Raw genomic sequence first — 20,139 nt, forward strand, 5'->3', positions numbered from 1 at the left:
GGCCGACACACGCCCCTGCTTTGTGCGCCATTCCCCCGCATGCCCGATGCCAGAGCGGGCACCGCACAGGTTTCATCATCGTTCACCTGCGAAGTTGGCCCGCAACCTGCTATATCCAGCCTGCGAATTTGATCGAGTGGTCAGGCCGTGCGCGCTAGCAGGCGCCCGCGCCGGACCCTCTAAACGGCCAGCAGGCCACGGATTTCAGGGGCCGCAGGATGTCGCTCGCGGAGCAGATCGAACAACAGCAAGACGATGCAGGCTGGAGTGCTCACCTGCAGTTGCGCTTTGTGCAGCGTGACGGCGTGACCCGCCTTGGTGCGTGGAAGCATTTCGGACCTCTTTTGGTGCAGCGGCCTTTCTATCCTGAAGGTGCGCCGTGCCATGTCTATGTCCTGCACCCGCCGGGCGGTATCGTCGCCGGCGACCGCCTGGAACTGGACATTCACCTGGAGCCGGGTAGCCACGCGCTGCTGACCATGCCCGGCGCCAGCAAGTTCTACCGCAGCATTGGCCCGACCGCGCGGTTGACCCAACGCTTCCACATGGCCACGGGCAGCACCCTGGAGTGGCTGCCGCAGGACAGCATCTTCTTCTCCGGCGCCCGCGCCAGCCTCGCCAGCCGTTTTACCCTCGAGCCGGGCGCCCGCCTGCTGGCCTGGGAAACCCTGTGCCTGGGCCGTCCGGTCATGAACGAGCGTTTCGACCACGGCGCCCTCGACAGCCTTTTGCACATCGAACTGCCTGACGAGGTTGGCCTGCATGAGCGCCTGCGGCTCGCAGGCGGGCACCTGGGCAAGCTGGGTGGGCATCCGCTACTCGCCACCTTTTGTGCCGCACCTGCCGATCAGGCAGTACTGGAGCAGGTGCGCCCGCTACTCGATGAACTGGGCAACCCGGCCGGTGCGACCCTGCTCGGGTCGTTGCTGGTGATCCGCGTGCTCGACCATGACAACCAACACCTGCAACGCACCCTGCAACGCCTGTGGCATGTGCTGCGCCCGGCCATCCTCGGCCTGCCAGCCTGTCCGCCGCGTATCTGGGCTACCTGAGAGAGCGCCATGGAGCTTACCCCGAGAGAGAAAGACAAACTGCTGCTGTTCACTGCCGCGCTGCTGGCGGAGCGGCGTCTGGCCCGTGGCCTGAAGCTCAACTACCCGGAGGCCGTGGCGCTGATCAGTGCCGCGGTGCTCGAAGGCGCCCGCGATGGCCGCACAGTCGCCGAACTTATGAGCCTGGGGCGTGAAGTGCTGACCCGTGAGCAAGTGATGCCCGGTATCGCTGAGATGCTTCACGACGTGCAGGTCGAAGCGACCTTCCCGGATGGCACCAAGTTGGTGACCGTGCATGACCCCATCGTCTGAAACCGCCAAGGAGCGTCGCATGATCCCAGGTGAAATCCAGGTCGCCGCGGGCGACATCGAGTTGAACAGTGGCCGAGAAACGGTCAGCGTCAGTGTGGCCAACCATGGCGACCGGCCGGTGCAGGTCGGCTCGCACTACCACTTCTACGAGGTCAACGACGCGCTGGTATTCGACCGTGCGCCCACCCTGGGCTTTCGTCTGGACATCCCGGCCGGCACTGCCGTGCGCTTCGAGCCGGGTCAGGCGCGTACCGTGCAACTGGTGGCTTACGCCGGCAAGCGTGAGGTCTATGGTTTTCAGGGCAAGGTGATGGGCGCGCTGGAGGGCAGGGCATGAGCCGTATTTCCCGTCAGGCCTATGCCGACATGTTCGGCCCCACGGTTGGCGACCGCGTGCGCCTGGCCGACACTGCGCTGTGGGTGGAGGTCGAGAAAGACTTCACGATCTACGGCGAAGAGGTGAAGTTCGGCGGCGGCAAGGTCATTCGCGATGGCATGGGGCAGGGCCAGATGCTGGCGGCCGAGGCCATGGACCTGGTGTTGACCAATGCGCTGATCATCGACCACTGGGGCATCGTCAAAGCCGACATCGGCATCAAGCATGGACGCATCGCGGTGATCGGCAAGGCCGGCAACCCCGATGTGCAGCCGGGCGTGAACGTGCCGGTCGGGCCAGGGACCGAGGTAATCGCGGCCGAGGGCAAGATCGTCACCGCCGGGGGGGTCGATTCGCATATCCACTTCATTTGCCCGCAGCAGGTGGACGAGGCATTGAACAGCGGTGTCACCACGTTCATCGGCGGTGGAACCGGGCCGGCCACTGGCACCAATGCCACCACCTGCACGCCCGGCCCTTGGTACCTTGCGCGCATGTTGCAGGCCGCCGACAGCTTGCCGATCAACATCGGGCTGCTGGGCAAGGGCAATGCCTCGCGGCCGGACGCGCTGCGCGAGCAGATTGCCGCAGGTGCTGTCGGGCTCAAACTGCATGAAGACTGGGGCTCTACGCCAGCAGCCATCGACTGTTGCCTGGGCGTGGCCGAGGAAATGGATATCCAGGTGGCGATTCACACCGACACCCTCAACGAGTCGGGCTGTATCGAAGACACGTTGACGGCCATCGGCGACCGCACCATCCACACCTTCCATACCGAAGGTGCCGGTGGCGGCCATGCCCCGGACATCATCCGTGCGGCGGGGCAGGCCAACGTGCTGCCATCCTCGACCAACCCGACCCTGCCGTACACGATCAACACCGTGGACGAGCACCTGGACATGCTCATGGTCTGCCACCACCTGGACCCGAGCATCGCCGAGGACGTGGCCTTCGCCGAGTCGCGCATTCGCCGCGAAACCATCGCTGCCGAGGACATCCTCCACGACATGGGCGCCTTTGCCATGACCTCGTCCGACTCCCAGGCCATGGGCCGGGTTGGCGAGGTGGTGCTGCGCACCTGGCAGGTGGCGCACCAGATGAAGCTGCGTCGCGGGCCGCTGGCACCGGACACCCCATACAGCGACAACTTCCGGGTCAAGCGCTACATCGCCAAGTACACCATCAACCCGGCACTCACCCACGGCATCGGTCACGAAGTGGGCTCGGTGGAGGTCGGCAAGCTGGCCGACCTGGTGCTGTGGTCGCCAGCGTTCTTTGCGGTCAAGCCGGCTTTGGTGCTCAAGGGCGGGATGATCGTCACCGCGCCCATGGGTGACATCAACGGCTCTATTCCCACCCCGCAGCCGGTGCACTATCGGCCGATGTTCGGCGCGCTGGGGGCGGCTCGGCATGCCACACGCATGACATTCCTGCCCCAGGCGGCAATGGACCGCGGGCTGGCCGAGGCGCTGAACCTGCGCAGCCTGATTGGCGTGGTCAACGGCTGCCGGCGGGTACGCAAGCCGGACATGGTCCACAACACCCTGCAGCCGCTGATCGAAGTCGATGCGCAGACCTATCAGGTGCGTGCTGATGGCGAGCTGCTGGTCTGCGAACCGGCCAGCGAACTGCCGCTGGCCCAGCGCTATTTCCTGTTCTGAGGAGCACCCATGATTGTCTTGAGCCGCCGTATCTCCGAACCCGGCACGCGGGTTGTCAGTGGCACTGTCACCCTCGACGTGGACAGCCGTATCAAGAGCCGCCTGCGAGTAACCCTGGACGATGGCCGCGAAGCCGGGCTGATGCTGGAGCGCGGCCACCTGCTGCGCGGAGGTGAATTGCTGGCCGATGCCGAGGGCACCCAGCTGATCCGCGTGCTGGCGGCGCCCGAGGCGGTGTCGACGGTGCGCTGTGCCGATCCACACCTGTTGGCCCGCGCCGCCTACCACCTGGGTAACCGCCATGTGCCGCTGCAGATCGAACCCGGGCTGTTGCGCTTCCAACACGACCATGTGCTGGACGACATGCTGCGGGGGCTGGGCCTGACGGTAGAGGCCGAACAGGCCCCGTTCGAGCCTGAAGCGGGCGCTTACCAAAGTGCACCGCATGGCCACAGCCACAGTCATGCCCATGGCCACGATCACCCGTTCGTACGCCTGCCTGCCCATTCCTGAACTGCCCTGGAGCAACCGATGAAAAAGACTTTCGCCCTGTTTCTGTTGATGCTGGCACTGCCAGCCTTCGCCCATCCGGGCCATGACAGCAACCCGCTGCAGGACGGCCTGCTGCACCCGCTGACCGGGCTCGATCATCTGCTGATGCTACTGGGCACCGGCGTGCTCGCCGCGTTGACCCGGCGCAACCTGACATTGCCCCTGGCGACCCTGGCGGCCATGTTCGGTGGCGCCGTGTGCGGTCACCTGTTTGGCGATGTGCTGGGCATGGAAACCCTGATTGCCGTGTCGCTGCTGGTGGCTGCCGGGGCGGTGCTGCTGCCCAGCCGCCAGTCGCTGCTGGCCATGGCCATGCCGGTGTTCGCCTTGTTCCATGGTTGGGCACATGGCGTAGAAGCCACGCCGAGCGCGTTCTGGCAGTTCAGCGCGGGGTTTGTCGTGGTCAGCGGCTTGCTGCTGGCGGCGGGCTTTGCAGTCGGTTGCCTGCTGCGCCGCCACAGCGGCCTGCAGAAGGCCTTTGGCGGTGGCCTTTTGGCCGGCGCCGCGCTGGTGCTGGCCGGTTGATGAACAGCGACCTGGCGCTGCTGCGCCTGCTGCAGTTGGCCAGCCCCGGCTTGCCGGTGGGTGGTTTTACCTATTCGCAAGGCCTGGAGTGGGCGGTCGAGGCCGGCTGGGTTCGGGGCGTGGACAGTTTTGTCGGCTGGCAGCGTGAGCAGGTTCACGACACCCTGGCCTGCCTCGACTGGCCGGTGCTGGCGCGTCTGTACCACGCCTGCCAGGCTGAGGACGCCGAAGCGTTCGGTCACTGGAGCCGGTTCTTGCTGGCCAACCGCGAAACCGCCGAGCTGCGCCTGGAAGAACAGCAGCGCGGCGCAGCGCTGGCGCGGTTGCTCGACGGCTGGCAACTGGGCCAGGCACCCGCCTGGCGCGCCAGCCTTGAGCTGACCCAGTTGGGCGGCATGGCCTGGCTGGCTGCGCACTGGGCCATCCCGTTGCGCCAACTGGCATTGGGCCATGGCTTTGCCTGGCTGGAGGGCGCGGTCATGGCCGGGGTCAAGCTGGTGCCGTTCGGCCAGCAGGCTGCCCAGACCTTGCTGCGCGACCTCGGCGCCGACTTGCCCGCTGCACTGGACCAGGCGCTGGTCCTGGGCGATGACCAGCTCGGCGGCGGCCTGCCGCTGCTGGCCATCGCCTCATCGCGTCACGAAACCCAATACACCCGTTTGTTCCGTTCCTGAGGACTGCCTGCATGCAAAGCTATCAACAACCCCTGCGCGTCGGTGTCGGCGGCCCGGTCGGCTCTGGCAAGACCGCTCTGCTGGAAGCGCTGTGCAAGGCCATGCGCGATCACTACCAGATTGCCGTGGTTACCAACGACATCTATACCAAGGAAGACCAGCGCATCCTCACCGAGGCCGGCGCCCTTGAGCCGGAGCGCATCGTTGGCGTTGAAACTGGCGGCTGCCCGCACACGGCCATTCGTGAAGACGCCTCGATGAACCTGGCGGCGGTCGAAGCGCTGGCGCGCAAGTTCGGTAACCTCGAAGTCATTTTCGTGGAAAGCGGCGGTGACAACCTCAGCGCCACGTTCAGCCCGGAGCTGGCTGACTTGACCATTTACGTGATCGACGTGGCCGAGGGCGAGAAAATCCCGCGCAAGGGCGGCCCAGGCATTACCAAGTCCGACTTCCTGGTGATCAACAAGACCGACCTGGCGCCTTATGTAGGGGCTTCACTGGAGGTGATGGAGCGCGACACCCAGCGCATGCGGCCACAGCGGCCCTGGACCTTCAGCAACCTGAAGAAGGGCGAGGGGTTGCAGGCGGTGATCGACTTTATCGTCGAGCGCGGGATGCTGGGTGTGCGAGCCTGACAGATCGAGGTCTCTGTGCGGGCATGTCCGCACAGAGACCAACGCGGTGGATGGCACCGGCTCTGCCGGTGTTCGCGGGTGAACCCGCTCCTACGACGGGCGGTGTCCAATCACCGATGTGTGTCCACCAACGATCTGTGTGTAGGAGCGGGTTTACCCGCGAATACGGTAGCGGCTGCGACGGTGAACGGCGGGTCGAGATTGGCCAGCAGGCCCGGCCCTTTCGCGGGTGAACCCGCTCCTACACGACGGGCTGTGTCCAATCACCGATGTGTGTCCACTCCCGATCAGGTGTAGGAGCGGGTTTACCCGCGAATACGGTAGCGGCGGCAACGGTGAACGGTGGGTCGAGATTGGCCAGCAGGCCCGGCCCTTTCGCGGGTGAACCCGCTCCTACACGACGGGCTGTGTCCAATCACCGATGTGTGTCCACCCCCGATCAGGTGTAGGAGCGGGTTTACCCGCGAATACGGTAGCGGCGGCAACGGTGAACGGCGGGTCGAGATTGGCCAGCAGGCCCGGCCCTTTCGCGGGTGAACCCGCTCCTACGGGGCGACCGCGCAAGCCTTCGAATGTTGATCAAGACAGTTGCCCCACAGGTGTGTGTTGCCTGCATCATTTGTGACAACAGTGAGGCTTGTCCGGTTGCCCTTCATAGCGGTCATGGTGCCGCACCCAGTCCATGGTCCCACCTTCATTGCGCCCCAGTGGCGCAATGTCGAGGAAGTTGTAGGTGTTGACCAGAATGTCCAGCCCGCGGGCGTAGGTTGAGTAGGTGTGGTACACGCTGCCGTCGCCTTCGCGGAAAAACGCACTCAAGCCGGGCAGCTCGCTTTCATTGCCCTCATACGGCTCATAGTTGTACTGCCGCTGGCCTTCACTGCCGACACTGACGCCAAAGTCCTCGTTGAAGGGGCTGCCATGCGACGAATACCACGGGAACTGCCAGCCCATGCGCTGGCGAAATGCCTGAAATTCGGCATACGGGGCCCGTGACACCGCCACCAGCGACACATCGTGGTGGGCCAGGTGCAGGTTGGCGCTGTCAAAGTGGTCGGCCAGAAAAGAGCAGCCGGGGCAGCCCTCGCTCCAACCCTCGGCGAACATGAAGTGGTAAAGCAACAACTGGCTGCGGCCTGCAAACAGGTCGGCCAGGCTCAACGCGCCGTTCGGGCCGAAGAAGCGGTAATCCTGCTCGACCTTTACCCAAGGCAGGGCGCGACGGGCTGCGGCTAGCGCGTCGCGGTGGTGGGTAAACGCCTTTTCGTGCAGCCACAGTTGCTGGCGAGCTGCCAGCCACTGGCTGCGGGAAACCACCGGGTGCCTGCTTTCGCGGGTGCTCATGGTGCTGTCTCCTCGCTGGGGGATTCACACCTTGGTCGAGTACGACCAGGTCGATTCGACAAGCACCGGTGTCCGGGCGATGAGCGGTACCTGCTTAGCCCGAATGAGCGATATGCCCCTCGGCCAGTTCATCGGCGTCGTCATCCTCACCCGGCAGGGCGGTGATCACGCTGAAGTCGCTGACTTCTACCTTGCCGCCGCCATAGCCCAGCAAGTGGAAGGAAAACGCCTTGCGCTCGGTCGGGTTGTCGAAGCTGAACTCCATCTCCAGTGGCGCGTCGGCAGTGACCTTTACCTCTTCTGGCAGGCCCAGCGGCACGTCCTGTTCCAACTGCTTGGCCTTGAGCCGGATGTAGGCCGCACGTTCAGGGTCCAGCGAGCGGACCTTGACCCGCACGCGGGTATGCGAGCCTCCGGGCATTTCCAGATACTGGGCGCCAATGAGGTTGTCGGCCCAGTCATCGTCAATGCGCTTGCGCAACTTGATCGGCGAAGGGCCGCCGAACTGGTAGCGCAGGTTGAGCGGGGTTTGCAGCAAGGATTGGTCGAGCACCCCGGCCAAGGCGCCGATCTGTTGGCCCAGCAGGCTGTCGGCCGGACCGAGGTAGCGGGCCTGGTCGGCGATAAAGCCCTCACTGGCATAACGCCGGCAGCGCTGTTGGAAGTCACATTCGGTGAACAGGCCCTGGCCGTTGTGGTAGCGCAGCATGCCGTTGGTGTAGGAGATCATCTCGCGGCCGCTGTCGTAGTCGCGGTACAGCGAGCGACCGCCAAGCGCGACGGGAATGGGCAGTGCGAAGTAGTCGAGCAGCGAGGTGGCCAGGTCGATATGGCCGTAGGTGCCGCGCTTGATGGTTGGCAGCTGGGCCTGCTCTGGCGCCAGGGTAAGGTTGAAGCCCCAGGACGACGCCAGGCGCACGCCATCGATGCCGTGAGACTCGTCGGAAGTCACCACCACCAGTGTGTCCTTGAGGACGCCCTGGCGCTCGAGATTGTCAAGAAATGCCCCGACTGCGTCATCCAGGTAGGCGACCGCTGCCTGTTTCGGTGTGTCGAAGCGCTCGAGGTACTCGGCCGGCGCCGAATAGGGCTGGTGGGTGCCCACGGTGAGCAACGTCAGCATCCATGGCTTGTCCTGCTTCTGCAGCTGGCCCACATAGCCCAGGGCACCTTCGAAGAAGGCGCGGTCATCCTTGCCCCACGGGAAGTCCAGGTAGTTCTTGTTGCCGAACCACTCCTGGCCATGCACCGAATCGAAACCGATGTGCGGCATGATGCGGTCCTTGGCCATGAAGCGCAGGCCCGCGCCTTGCAGGTAGTGGGTGGTGAAGCCGGCCTGGCGCAATTGCGCCGGCAGGCAGGCCTGGTTGCGTTCGTTCTGGGTCAGCAGTTCTACGCCCTTGGGCGTGCCGTTGGCCAGCTTGTCGTAATCGCCGCACAGCATCGCATACAGGCCACGGATGGTCTGGTGGGTGTGCAGCACGTAGTCTGGGGTGTTCATGCCGCGCTCGGCCCACTTGCTGAGCTTGGGCATCAAGTCGTCGTTGAAACGGCTGTTCAGCGCCTGGCGGTTAGGCTGCAGGTAGGCGCCTGGGATGCCTTCCAGGGTAATCACCAGCAAGTTGCGGGCGCTTCCAGGGCCGGCAAGCAGCCTTTGCCCATGCAGGTCGGATTGAGTCAGGCCGCTGCTGGCCAGCGGGGTGAAGGGTTGCGTGCGGCCCATCCAGCCTTCGACCTGGCGTTGCAGGTTACCGACGCCGGCAGACATCAACTGGTGGGGGAGGTTGTATTGCCGCCACTGGTCGGCATCGGAAGGTACCCACTGCTGGCTGCCCCAATGCGCGCCGAACAGCAGTACGGGTATGGCCCAGGCTTTGCGCGGCAGTGGCAGGTTACGCCGTGCACGGCTGCGCCACGCACAGGCCAGCCAGGCCAGCAGGCCGCCACCCAGGGCCCAGGGCAGCCAGGCATGGGCCAGGCCGCCACCGGTCGAATTCTCCATGAATTGCGGGTCGGTCAGGTAGTTAAGGTCGGCGCTGGTGGGCAGTCGGCCCACTGCGCTTACCAGTTCGGCCGAGGCCACCCAAAGCGCCGCCCAGGCCAGCAGCACCGGCAGCGCCAGCCACCACGGCCTGCGGTGTAGCAGCACTATCAACAGGCTGCCGAGGGCGAGATCGGACAGGTAACCGAACGGGTTGGACCAACCCAGCATGGCGCGCGTACCCAGTGGGATCACCAGCACCAGGGCCGCCAAAGCGGCAAGCCGGGTGCTTGGGTGGTCGGACAGGTTCTTCACAAAAACTTCCCTTTTGCCATTAAATCGTCATGCATCTGTGCTTGATGATATCAGGCCTGGGCAGGGAAGGCGGCCGGTTACAAGGCTTGTAACCAAAGCCGGGCCCGTTCGCACAGGCCCGGCCGATGGCAACTATCAGAAGTAATAAGGGAATTTCAGGCTGAAAGAAAAGTCAGGTGCGTCATCGGTCAGACCAATGGACAGGTTGGGCACGATGGTCAGGTTGTCGGTGGCGGCGAAGGTCAGGCCAATGTTGAAGTTGGCGGCGTTGTAGTCACTGTTGGAGATCGATTGCCAGTCGCCGCCATCAGGTTTGATCTTGCTCTTGCGGGCGAACTGGTCGGATACCGAGAACGACATACTCATCTTTTCGTTCAGGGCAAAGGCGATGCCACCGCCGATCTGCCACGAGTCGCCAAGCTTGACGTCACCCGGCACCTTGCTGTTCACCTGTGGACTGATGTCGCTGAACGAGTCTTGCATGTTGTAGGTGTAGGACAGGCTGCCGAACAGCACGGCCGGGTCGAAGGTCTTGACCAGCGAGATGCCCGGTGTGATCGACCATACACCGTTGCCGGTCGGCAGGCTTTCCGGTACCGCGAGGTTGTTGTTGCCGTCCACCTCGCGCAGTTTGATGCCATAGGGGTCTTTGCCGGTTGGTGCCTTGATGCGCAGGGTGGCCACTGCGTCAGGCCAGGTTTCGTCCTCGTCGAGGAACTTGTAGGCCACCCCGACGTTGATATCGCCGATTTCCGGGTCGCGGGTCACGCTGGCATCGGAAGTGGTTGCCCCGGCTCCTCCCGCACCGCCAGACGAGTAGGTGGACTCGCGGTAAACCACGGGGACGTTGATATCGAACTGCCAGCGCTGCGCCAGGTTATAGCGCGCCGTCATGTCCAGGGTCCAGTTGTCAGCCTTGATCCGGTCGAGGTTGATGCTGCCGAGGAAGATCGAGTCCAGTGCCAGAAAGCCATTGAGGGTCAGCGCACGGGTATCGTAATGGGTATAGGTGACGCCGGTTTCGAAGCTGAACTTGCCCCCGCCAAAGAATCCGCTGGCTTCGTCATACAGGTTGGAAACGCTTTGCGCCGGCTCGGAATCGGCTGTCAGCGCCTGGCCGTAGGAGCTCCCTGTAGTGCCCGGTGCGCCAGAGGCGACGGTCTGCGCACCTTTCACCCCCTCGGCCGGAGACTTGACCAAGCGTTTGGGTTGCGCGGCAGCAGGGACCTCCTCGACCTGGCGCACACGTTGCTCCAGCACCATCAGTGCCTGTTGCTGTGCCTCATAGCGGCGTTTGAGTTCAATCAGTTCCTGTTTCAGCGCTTCGACTTGTGGGTCGGCGGCTGCGTAAAGTGCGGTGGCGGGGGCCAAGGTAGTCAAGCACACAAAAGCTCTGAGCGTAAAAGATCGGTACATGGAGTTGCCGTCCCTTCCAACTACTTTTGATGAGACTGAGCGTAGATCAGTATCCGAAGGTGCGAAGACCTTTGAGCTGGTCGAGGCTACCGTTGAGGGAAGCCGCTGTCGGCACGCTCTCGCGCATGACAACGTTCAGGGTGGTGACGTTGTTGACCAGGTTGCCGTTGCCAAGCAGCGTCGAGTTCTGCAACAGGCCACCTTGGGCCAGGCGTTGTACGCTGCTGCCCTGGTTGTTGCTGGCATTGATGTTGAGCTGCACGCCCACACCGCTTGAGGAGACACTGAGCGCGCCGGCGCCATTTTCCCCGACCAGGGTCTGGCCGGCGGCCAGTACCTGGCCTTGCTGTTGTGCAGCGGGGGCCTGGTTGGCTTTGGTCACGTTGATGTCGACGTTGTTGTAAGCGGCGTTGTTGTCACCGGCTGCACGGACCACCTGGGTCACACCTTCGGTGGTGGTCAGGCCGTTGCCGCCCGTTACCACGCCAGTCCCGGCCGCAGACGCGCTGCTCGGCGCCGTACCTGCGCCTTTTCTATCGATCATCGATACATAGAACTGGGGTTTGATGGTCGATTGCTGAACCTGCAGCGTGGACGTTGCCCCGATCACATCCCCTTTTGCATTTTGCCAGGTGCTGGACATGACAATGCCGAAGCTCACGATTCGTCCGGGCATCACATAGCGGCCCCGCAGGTTGGCCAGCTCCTGGTCCTTCAGTTCGATGGGTTTCAACGCCTCTGCGTGACTGGGCAGGCTGGCTGCCAGGCAGGCGATGGCCAACCACAATGAAGTCTTCATGAAATGCTCCCTGGAGCTTCATGCTCCTTGTCATTAGAACAGTCGTTAGAAGAAGTCGCTTCTGATGAAGCCGAAGTCCAGCAGCTCTGAGTCCTGCACGGGGGTGAAGTTGTTCACCCGGCCCTTGGCGGTCAGTGGCAGGGGCGGGTCGAGCAGGATGTTGTTCTTGTCGTAACCCTGGCCGATCACCGCGAAGATGATGCCGTTCCAGCCCTTGAGGAAATCGTCGACCTTGTATCGCCTGTGGCCCAGCACCGGATCACCGATGTACACCCAACCTTTGTCGACTTTCTGCATGACCACGAAGTGCTTGTAGCCGCGCACATCCATCAGCACCACGACAGGAATGCGTACGCTGTGCAGGGTTTCAGGCGCCACCCGGTAACCGCGGGCACGCATCCCGAGGCTTTCGACGTAGCGCTTCATGTCGAGCATCGAGAAGCCTTGCGTACGCACAAGGTCCTGGTCGGCGTGGGCCAGCATGCCTTCGATGATCTGATGTTCGTCCACATCCAGCCAGTACGCCTGGCGCAGGATGGTCGCCAGCGCGGCGGCGCCGCAGCTGAAGTCGGTCTTTTGTTGCACCAGGTCGGCGAACTTGCGTTCACGCAAGCTCTGGATCGGTTTGAACACCACAGCGCCGCCCGGCAGGACGGACAGCGGCATTTGTGCAGCTTCGCTCACGCTGGCCAGGCACAGCAAAAACGCCAAGGCGAAAATACGCATGATCGGATGCCTTAGGGTGTGTTGAAGAAAGGCCCCCCGAAGGGGGCCTCAAGCACAGCGATCAGAACGAAGTGTTGGAGATGGCCAGCGAGTTGCTTTGCTGGTTGCCCACACCGGCTGCTACGTTCACGCCCAGGTTACCGCTGCCACCGTTCACCGAACCGCTAAGGGTTGCAGTGTTGGTAACTGGGTTGGCCCAGCCGGTCGGGGTCAGCACTTGGAAGGACACAGTATTGCTCAAGTCGTAGGCGCTGCTTTCGCTGTAGCTCTTCGAAACGTCGTTCGAGGATTGTTTCGATTTCTCGCCAGACTTCGAGAACTCAGACGCCGAAGCATTCTCGTACGAAGAGTCGTGAGACTTGGTGTACGAAGATTCTTTGGACTTGTCATACGCCGATTGATGCGACTTGTCGTAGTTGGAGTCGAATGCTTTCTCGAACGACGAGTCGTATGCACTTTCGTGCGACTTGTCGACCGACACATCCAGCGACGCACTCAGCGAACCATCGAAGGTGCTGGAGCGGGTGCGCTCGCGACGGCCATCATCGGTGGTAAAGGTACGCGTGGCGTTGGCTGCAGCGTCCAGCGAAGCTGCCAGGCTGGCGCTGCTCGAGGCGCTGTGGCTGCCGCTGGCAGAGCCACTGGCACCCCAGCCGCTCGAGCCACTTGCGCTCGAACTGTTGGAGCCGCTGGCATTGCTGGATTGCGAGCCGCTGGAGTTCCAGCCACTGGAGCCGCTGGAACTGGCGCTTTGCGCACCGGCGACGCTGAAGCTCGAAGACGAGCTGCGGTCGTCGGTCGAGTTGAAGCTACCTTCCTTCGAGCTTGAACCGCTGGCCGATTTGGTGATGGTAATCGTATCCACCCGATAGGTGCGGTCGGCGCTGTTGTTTACAATCAGGCCTGGGCCGTCCTGATTGGCTGAAGCCGTGGCAGTGGCGTTACCCAGCGGGGCACCGGTGTTGGCGATGGCCATGGTGTTTTTCTGCTGGTTGAGGTCGCCACCGGCAACGTTGATGCCAATGTTGCCCTCAGCCCCGCTGGCCGAGCCGCTCATCACAGCCGAAGACTGGGTCGAATAGTTGTCGACCCGGTTGTTTCTGCTGGTTTGCACAACGTCAGCTGTGGCACTGGCCATGCCGAACACGAAGCTGTTGTCCAGGCTCGAGTCGGAGCCTGCGTTGGCAATGGCAGCGGCGTTATCTTGCTGGTTGCCGTTACCGGCCGCCACGTTTATGCCAACGTTGCCGCTGGAGCCGGTGCCAGAGTCACTCATCTCGGCTTCGTTGATGGTGCCTTCATTGGAGATGCGGTTGCGAGTGCTGGTTTGGGTGTCCCAGGCATTGGCCGTTGCATACACAGGGATCTTGGTGGGTGGAGGCGTGTGATGACCATTGTTGTGGTGGCCGTTATGGTGGTCATTACGCCGATCATTTTGCCCAGCTTGTACAGCAACAGCCATGACCGCAGCAATTGCGAAAACCAGAGGCTTGATTGCCATCGAGGGTTTCATGGTGATTCTCCGTACGCTATTAGGTTAAGTGTCGTTCTTAACTGCAGGGTCAATCCGCGACCCGGATGCTCAAGGTGTTGGCCATTCGGTTTCCCACCCCGGCACTCTGGTTCAACTGGATCACCCCTCGGCTACCGGTGAAGGCCTGGTCACTGGTGGTGACCTGGCGATAGCCTGCTGGAATGTCAGTTGCTCCGGAGTTGTTGATCAGCGCCACGTTCTGCTGCATGAGGACGCTGTCGTCGATGCTTTGCGGTTGTGCACCAATGCTGATGTTCAGTGCGTTGGCTTGCTGGGTGTTGGCACCTGCGCTCTGGTTGACCCCCAGGGCACCGCTGCCGTTGCTGAAAGCGTTGCCCTGGATGGTTGAGCGGGCGTCCATCGCGGGGTCGGCGGGCGTGTCGAGCCGTTGCCGGATCTGGGTGCTTGCATTGGCTTCGGGGCCGACGGCGATGGCGCGCGCATTGACTTGCTGCTGTTTGTCGCCAGCGGCCTGGTTGACAGAGAGGTTGCCCTGATAGCGGCTGCCTGAGCTGTCGATATCGGCGTTGTTGATGACGGGAACCAGGGATTGCGCAAAGGCCGGTGCAGTGCAAAGGGCGGCCAGCATCAGCAGTGTGCGCTTCATCTCACTTGCCCCCGCCGGTCAGAATCTGCAGCGGCGCGAGGCCACGCTGCACGCTCGAGTTGACCATGTTCGAGATACCGTTACCCGACCCCGTGCCGCGTCCGCCCGCCAAGTTGGGAAGCTGGTTCTGGTTGCCGAGGTTGCCACCCAGGTTGTTGGTCTGCTGGGTGACCAGGTTGCTGATGCCTGCACCGCTGCTGATGCCGGCGAAGTCGCCATCGCTCAGCTCGTTGGTTTGCTTGAGCACGTGGGCAGAAGGGTTGGCATTGACGGTGGTAGGGCTCGGGTCTGGGATCAGAGGGGGGATGGTCGCGTTGCGCACCTGCACATCGCGCTTGATGATGATGATCCCCTTGTCCGCCTGAGCCGTCAGGCTGAGTGACCCCAGTACACAACCCACCAGTAATAGGTGATAGAGGCGTTTGTCACGTTTCCTCACGACGGCAACTCCTTCTTTGAGCGCTGGCCCTGTTCAGCGATGCGAACGACAGAGCAGAAGGTGTGCCGCTTTTTAGAATCTGTTTTAGATCAGATAGTTAGGGCAAGAGGCTGACAAAGTGCGACGCATGCTGTCTCAGGCTTGAAACAGCTTGCTTCGAGCGTTGCCGGCAAAGGCAGCTGTGGCCTTGATTGGAAGGGTTTTTGCAGGTGTGTTTCACAGGCTTGACACTGCACCCAGGACAGGGGGAAGCCCCGCAATTTCGGGGGCTTTGCCCCAACGGGGTGTGTCAGTGGTTTAACACTCGGCTGGGCATGCTGGCGCATCGCTACCAAGTAGCATAGCAACCGATTGCAAGGCCAGCAATTGGCGCTGCGGCCAATTGCCATCAAGTATTTGGTGCGGCTGGTTGTGCCGTGTCAGCCACGCCTGGCTGTCGTCGAAAAAGCGTTGACGATCGCTGAGGTCGGGTTGGCAACGCTGACCATCGGCAATCCAGTCCACCCCTTGCGGGCTGAGCAACAGGTGCAGGTCGTAACGCCGTGCCAGCAGTGCCTCTTCCAGCCAGGTTGGGCAGTCGTCGAACAGTGCCTGGCTCCAGAGCATGTTGCTCAGCAGGTGGGTGTCCAGAATTAGCAGTGGGGGTGCCTGCTCACGCGCACGGTCCTCCCATGCCAGTTGCCCGCGGGCGATGGCGGGAATATCGGCGTAGCAGGTGTCACGGCATTGCTGGTCGATGAAATGGCGCACGTACTCGCCCACCACCACGCCACCAAAATGTGCCTGGATCACCCCGCTAAGCCAGCTTTTGCCACTGGATTCTGGGCCGCACAGTACCAGCACTTTCATTGCTTGCTGCGCACTCATGGCTGTACCAACGCCGGGTCGCGGCGCCATTCCAGCCAGCCGCGTACAGCAATGAGGGTGAGCACGGCGAAGAAGCCTGCGGTGAAGTACAACTGCTGATGCAGGTATTGGCCCACATAGATGATGTCGACCACGACCCACAGTGGCCAGCACTGCAGGCGTTTCTGCGCCATCCACAGTTGCGCTACCAGGCTGAATCCGGTCAGGGTGGCATCCAGCCAGGGCAGGGCGGCATCGGTCCAGTTGGCCATGGCCGCGCCCAGGGCGGCGCTCAGCAGCACCCCGGTGGCCAGGCCGCTGAACAGTGCCGGGCGTTGCAGGCGGGAGACCTGACGGGCGTCTTCAGCGCGGCCGGGGCGCTTCCATTGCCACCAGCCGTACAGTTGCAGGATGGCGTAGGCCACTTGCAGCAACATGCCCGAGTACAGCTTTACCTCGTAGAACAGCCAGCCATAAATCAGCACCATGACCAGGCCAATTGGCCAGCACCAGGCGTTCTGCTTGACCGTGAGCCAGACAGCGGTTACGCCGAGGAGGGCGGCAATGAGTTCAAGGCCGGACATCGGCGATCCTTGGAGGCTACGGGGAAGGGGCGAGATTGTAGCGGGTCGGCCGGTGAAGGTGTAGGGCGCAGCGGCGGGATACCTGGTTGTAGGAGCGGGTTTACCCGCGAACACCGGCAGCGCCGGTGCCATCCACCGCGTTGCTTCCTTCGCGGGCATGCCCACAAAGGATCGGCGGCGCCTTGATTACCAGCGCCCCGCCGCATCCTGGTCACTCTGCTTCCCCTCCACCCATCCAGTGGTGTGTCAATCAGCTTTGCCGGTGAAGATGACGCGTATCATCACTGACCTTCAGCGGGCTACACGCGCCCTGTGGGAGCGGCCTTGTGTCGCGATTGGGCCGCAAAGCGGCCCCGGGATTTCGGCTTTGATGCGCAGATTGTCGGGGGCCGCTACGCGGCCCTTTCGCGACACAAGGCCGCTCCCACTCCAATCGCGCCAGCTTTCAGAAATTGAGCAAGACAGTTGCTCCCACAGGTGCAGCGCAGGCTTGAAGGTCACTCGATACCTGCGGGAGCAGGCATGCCCGCTCCCACAAAGGGCTTGTTCTCAGACCCGGAACTGCCGCAACAACTGCTCCAGCTCTTCGCTCAACCGCCCCAATGCCACCCCGGCATCGCTGGACTGACGCGCCGCATCGGCGGTCTGCTGCGACAACCCGGCAGTATCCAGCACATTGCGGTTGATCTCTTCGACCACATGCGACTGCTGCAAGGTGGCGCTGGCAATGGAGGCATTCAATGCGGTGAGGTTGTTCAGCACCTGGTTGATGGCGTCCAGGCTGGCGCCGGCCTCGCGGGCTTGTTCGACAGTCTGGCGCGATGCCTCACTGCTGGTGTCTATGGCCTTGACCGCAGCGTCCGACTGACTCTGCAGGTGCTCGATCATGGTATGAATCTCGGCCGTCGATTGTGCTGTACGCTGGGCCAGCAGGCGCACCTCGTCGGCGACCACGGCAAAGCCTCGGCCTTGCTCGCCAGCCCGTGCAGCCTCGATGGCGGCATTCAGCGCCAGCAGGTTGGTCTGTTCGGCAATGGAACGAATCACGTCCAGCACGCCGCCGATGCGCGTGCTGTGGCCGGCCAGGTCGCGGATTACCTGTACGGCCTCATCGATGGTCAGCGACAGGCGGTCGATCTGCGCCAGGCTGCCGTGGATGGCCTGCTGGCCGTGCGTCACCTGTTGTTGTGCCGTCCGCATCTCTCCGGCGGCCTGTTCAGCGGTCTTGGCCACGTCCTGCACGGCGTAGGTCACCTCATTGACTGCAGTGGCCACCTGGTCCATCTGTAACGATTGCTGGGCACTGCGCTGTTGTGCGGCACCCGCATTGTCACCGACGTGCCCGGCGGACTGGGCCAATGCGTGGGCCGCGCCTTGCAGTTGGCCGACGACACCTTGCAGTTTGCCGTTGAAGCGGTTGAAGTGCTCGCCCAGGTGGGTGATCTCGTCGCTGCCATGGGTGTCCAGGCGCCGGGTCAGGTCGCTTTCGCCGCTGGCGATGTTGCCCATCGCCTGCACCGCTTCCTGCAGCGGGCGGGCGATGCTGCGGGCGATCAGCATGACCACCAGCGCCATCAGCAGGGCAATGCCCACGCCAACCAGCGAAGCGTCGCGCAACTGGCGAGCGAATTCGGCCTGCACGTCATCGACGTACACGCCCGAACCGATGATCCAGCCCCACGGCTTGAACAACTGAATATACGAGGTCTTGGCTACCGGCTCACTGGCGCCGGGCTTGGGCCAGCGATAGTTGACCGGGCCGGCGTCCTGCTGGCGGGCAAGGGCGACCATTTCGTTGAACACCGCGAAACTATCGGGGTCGCGGATGGCTGAAAGGTCCTGGCCGTCGAGCTTGGGGTTGGCCGGATGCATGATCATCTTCGGCCCCAGGTCGTTGATCCAGAAATAGTCGTCATGGTCGTAGCGCAGCGCGCGCACTACCTGCAGCGCCTGTTGCTGGGCGGTTTCGCGGCTGAGCGTGCCGGCAGCTTCCAGGCCTTGGTAATAGGCCAGCACACCCGCGGCGGTTTGCACCACATGGCGGGTTTTCTCTGCCTTGGCCTGGTACAGGTCGCCATGGATCTGCCGCAGCATCAGCAGGCCCAGTACCACCAGCATGGCCACTGCCACCACAAGGATCAGCCACAGGCGCTGACTGATTGACATCGATCTCAGAGTGTTCATCCATCAGCTCCCGCATTGTTCTTTTTATTGAGGTGCATCGAAGCATGCTTTGCAGCGAGCCCACACCCGACTAATGGCTAAGTGCTATGTTGGTGATAGTCTGCAACGGGTCAGGTAAAGCGATTGCCAGGGGGCTCTGTCAGGATTTCGGCCGCGCAAGATGAAACCTTTAACAGGCATGAACTTTTCCGCTGGCGTTGCGCCCAACAGTCGCTGTAAAACAGCCGGGCCGTGTAAGGCAATTTCAAGCAAATCAAGAACAAGGGGCCTGCGACAAGCAGCGCTCCATCCGGGGGAATGATGGATTTTTGGACTGCCTTCCAGGCAATCATCTTAGGCGTGGTCGAAGGGCTGACGGAGTTTCTGCCGATCTCCAGTACCGGTCACCAGATTATCGTCGCCGACCTGATCGGTTTTGGCGGCGAACGGGCCATGGCTTTTAACATCATCATTCAGCTGGCGGCGATCCTGGCGGTGGTGTGGGAGTTTCGCAGCAAGATTTTCGAAGTGGTCTTCGGCCTGACCCACCAGCCCAAGGCGCGCCGCTTCACGGGCAACCTGCTGCTGGCGTTCATGCCGGCGGTGGTCCTGGGTGTGCTGTTCGCCGACCTTATTCACGAATACCTGTTCAACCCCGTCACCGTGGCGGCGGCTTTGGTGGTGGGGGGCGTCATCATGCTCTGGGCCGAGCGCCGTGAGCACCGCGTGCAGGTGGACCATGTGGACGACATGCGCTGGAGCCATGCGCTGAAAATAGGCTTCATCCAGTGCCTGGCGATGATCCCGGGCACGTCGCGCTCCGGTTCGACCATTATCGGTGGCCTGCTGTTCGGCCTGTCGCGCAAGGCAGCGACCGAGTTCTCGTTCTTCCTGGCAATGCCGACAATGGTCGGTGCGGCGGTATATTCGGGCTATAAATACCGTGACTTGTTCCAGCCCGGCGATCTGCCGGTGTTCGCGCTCGGCTTCGTGACCTCGTTCATCTTCGCCATGATTGCCGTACGGGCGTTGCTCAAGTTCATTGCCAACCATAGCTACGCGGCATTTGCCTGGTATCGCATTGTGTTCGGCCTGTTCATTCTGGCGACCTGGCAGTTCGGTTGGGTTGACTGGTCCACGGCACATGGCTGAGGCGCTGCGTGGGCAACGGGCTGAAGGCGTGCGCAATGTGCGCCTGAAGCTGCTGCTGTTGGGCGTGCTTTGCCTGTTGCCCGGCCTGGGGGCGGCGCGCATGGCCTGGAACGATCAGGCCTGGTGGCCGTTGGCGTTGTACCCGGCCATGAGCCTGATCAGCCTGTTGCTGTATTGGCAGGACAAGCAGCAGGCACGTAAACAGGCCTGGCGTACACCCGAGAAAGTGCTGCATGCCAGCGAGTTGCTCGGTGGTTGGCCGGGGGCGCTGTTGGCGCAGCAGCTGTTTCGGCACAAGACCCGCAAGGTGTCGTTCCAGTTGGTGTGCTGGGGGATTGTGCTGCTGCACCAGGTGTTCTGGGCAGACTGGCTGTTTCTTGACGGGCGTTATCTGCCCCTTGGTTGATGTGCAGTTGTGCCGGCCTCTTTGCGGGTAATGCCGCGAA

21 protein-coding genes and 1 pseudogene are annotated in these 20,139 nt (G+C 62.7%); 10 read left to right on the forward strand and 12 right to left on the reverse strand.

The window, feature by feature from the left end; translation table 11 throughout:
- Positions 1 to 218 precede the first annotated feature (218 nt).
- The 8 genes from LMH93_RS12440 to ureG are packed head-to-tail and all read left to right on the forward strand — an operon-like array spanning position 219 to position 5,787.
- On the forward strand, positions 219 to 1,052 hold the full coding sequence (locus tag LMH93_RS12440) for an urease accessory protein UreD (protein ID WP_003253930.1): 834 nt from the start codon (positions 219 to 221) through the stop codon (positions 1,050 to 1,052).
- Positions 1,053 to 1,061: 9 nt separating this feature from the next.
- Positions 1,062 to 1,364, forward strand: coding sequence for an urease subunit gamma (locus tag LMH93_RS12445; protein WP_003253929.1), 303 nt, complete (start codon positions 1,062 to 1,064; stop codon positions 1,362 to 1,364).
- A 19-nt stretch (positions 1,365 to 1,383) separates the two neighbouring features.
- A complete protein-coding gene (locus LMH93_RS12450; RefSeq protein WP_010953752.1) occupies positions 1,384 to 1,701 on the forward strand; it encodes an urease subunit beta in 318 nt (105 codons plus the stop codon).
- Entirely contained in the window at positions 1,698 to 3,401 is a 1,704-nt protein-coding gene (ureC, locus tag LMH93_RS12455) for an urease subunit alpha (protein WP_185279349.1), read from the forward strand. The genes LMH93_RS12450 and ureC overlap by 4 nt, the downstream gene beginning before the upstream one ends.
- Positions 3,402 to 3,410: 9 nt before the next feature.
- Positions 3,411 to 3,914, forward strand: a complete 504-nt coding sequence (gene ureE / locus LMH93_RS12460) for an urease accessory protein UreE (RefSeq protein ID WP_003253926.1) — start codon at positions 3,411 to 3,413, stop codon at positions 3,912 to 3,914.
- 18 nt (positions 3,915 to 3,932) lie between these two features.
- Entirely contained in the window at positions 3,933 to 4,478 is a 546-nt protein-coding gene (locus tag LMH93_RS12465) for a HupE/UreJ family protein (protein ID WP_003253925.1), read from the forward strand.
- The gene (locus tag LMH93_RS12470) at positions 4,478 to 5,152 is read left to right on the forward strand and encodes an urease accessory protein UreF (protein ID WP_019751394.1); all 675 of its coding nucleotides are present in this window, start codon (positions 4,478 to 4,480) and stop codon (positions 5,150 to 5,152) included. Before LMH93_RS12465 ends, LMH93_RS12470 begins: the two co-directional genes overlap by 1 nt.
- Positions 5,153 to 5,163: 11 nt before the next feature.
- The gene (gene ureG / locus LMH93_RS12475) at positions 5,164 to 5,787 is read left to right on the forward strand and encodes an urease accessory protein UreG (protein ID WP_003253923.1); all 624 of its coding nucleotides are present in this window, start codon (positions 5,164 to 5,166) and stop codon (positions 5,785 to 5,787) included.
- A gap of 615 nt (positions 5,788 to 6,402) precedes the next feature.
- On the opposite strand, the gene LMH93_RS12480 is transcribed toward ureG, so the two are convergent.
- From LMH93_RS12480 to mcpP, 12 genes and pseudogenes are all read right to left on the reverse strand, one after another.
- On the reverse strand, positions 6,403 to 7,131 hold the full coding sequence (locus tag LMH93_RS12480; protein WP_102885440.1) for a DUF899 domain-containing protein: 729 nt from the start codon (positions 7,129 to 7,131) through the stop codon (positions 6,403 to 6,405).
- 94 nt (positions 7,132 to 7,225) lie between these two features.
- Positions 7,226 to 9,427, reverse strand: coding sequence for an LTA synthase family protein (locus LMH93_RS12485; RefSeq protein WP_108078434.1), 2,202 nt, complete (start codon positions 9,425 to 9,427; stop codon positions 7,226 to 7,228).
- Between the two features lie 135 nt (positions 9,428 to 9,562).
- The gene (locus LMH93_RS12490; protein WP_185279348.1) at positions 9,563 to 10,843 is read right to left on the reverse strand and encodes a hypothetical protein; all 1,281 of its coding nucleotides are present in this window, start codon (positions 10,841 to 10,843) and stop codon (positions 9,563 to 9,565) included.
- A gap of 46 nt (positions 10,844 to 10,889) precedes the next feature.
- Positions 10,890 to 11,642, reverse strand: coding sequence for a hypothetical protein (locus LMH93_RS12495; RefSeq protein WP_003253918.1), 753 nt, complete (start codon positions 11,640 to 11,642; stop codon positions 10,890 to 10,892).
- A 45-nt stretch (positions 11,643 to 11,687) separates the two neighbouring features.
- Positions 11,688 to 12,368, reverse strand: a complete 681-nt coding sequence (locus tag LMH93_RS12500; RefSeq protein WP_003253917.1) for a C39 family peptidase — start codon at positions 12,366 to 12,368, stop codon at positions 11,688 to 11,690.
- Positions 12,369 to 12,429: 61 nt separating this feature from the next.
- Positions 12,430 to 13,881, reverse strand: coding sequence for a heme utilization protein (locus tag LMH93_RS12505; RefSeq protein ID WP_185279347.1), 1,452 nt, complete (start codon positions 13,879 to 13,881; stop codon positions 12,430 to 12,432).
- Positions 13,882 to 13,930: 49 nt separating this feature from the next.
- The gene (locus tag LMH93_RS12510) at positions 13,931 to 14,509 is read right to left on the reverse strand and encodes a hypothetical protein (protein ID WP_003253915.1); all 579 of its coding nucleotides are present in this window, start codon (positions 14,507 to 14,509) and stop codon (positions 13,931 to 13,933) included.
- A gap of 1 nt (position 14,510) precedes the next feature.
- The gene (locus LMH93_RS12515) at positions 14,511 to 14,948 is read right to left on the reverse strand and encodes a hypothetical protein (protein ID WP_003253914.1); all 438 of its coding nucleotides are present in this window, start codon (positions 14,946 to 14,948) and stop codon (positions 14,511 to 14,513) included.
- A 297-nt stretch (positions 14,949 to 15,245) separates the two neighbouring features.
- Positions 15,246 to 15,815 carry an AAA family ATPase gene (locus LMH93_RS12520; protein WP_060538424.1) on the reverse strand — a complete coding sequence of 190 codons (570 nt, stop codon included), beginning with the start codon at positions 15,813 to 15,815 and terminating at the stop codon, positions 15,246 to 15,248.
- Positions 15,812 to 16,378, reverse strand: a complete 567-nt coding sequence (pnuC, locus tag LMH93_RS12525) for a nicotinamide riboside transporter PnuC (RefSeq protein ID WP_185279346.1) — start codon at positions 16,376 to 16,378, stop codon at positions 15,812 to 15,814. Before pnuC ends, LMH93_RS12520 begins: the two co-directional genes overlap by 4 nt.
- Before the next feature lie 549 nt (positions 16,379 to 16,927).
- On the reverse strand, positions 16,928 to 17,662 hold the full coding sequence (locus LMH93_RS29875) for a methyl-accepting chemotaxis protein (protein ID WP_404940839.1): 735 nt from the start codon (positions 17,660 to 17,662) through the stop codon (positions 16,928 to 16,930).
- Positions 17,663 to 17,800: 138 nt separating this feature from the next.
- Positions 17,801 to 18,562: pseudogene (gene mcpP, locus LMH93_RS29880) on the reverse strand (methyl-accepting chemotaxis protein McpP); the annotation flags it as partial.
- Between the two features lie 300 nt (positions 18,563 to 18,862).
- On the opposite strand from mcpP, the gene LMH93_RS12535 reads away from it, so the two are divergent.
- Positions 18,863 to 19,693: an undecaprenyl-diphosphate phosphatase gene (locus LMH93_RS12535; protein WP_026031837.1), complete on the forward strand. Its 831-nt coding sequence runs from the start codon at positions 18,863 to 18,865 to the stop codon at positions 19,691 to 19,693.
- A complete protein-coding gene (locus LMH93_RS12540; RefSeq protein WP_019751400.1) occupies positions 19,686 to 20,099 on the forward strand; it encodes a DUF1294 domain-containing protein in 414 nt (137 codons plus the stop codon). The genes LMH93_RS12535 and LMH93_RS12540 overlap by 8 nt, the downstream gene beginning before the upstream one ends.
- The last annotated feature ends 40 nt before the right edge of the window (positions 20,100 to 20,139 follow it).

Source organism: Pseudomonas sp. CIP-10 (assembly GCF_020911845.1).
Taxonomy (GTDB): domain Bacteria; phylum Pseudomonadota; class Gammaproteobacteria; order Pseudomonadales; family Pseudomonadaceae; genus Aquipseudomonas; species Aquipseudomonas alloputida.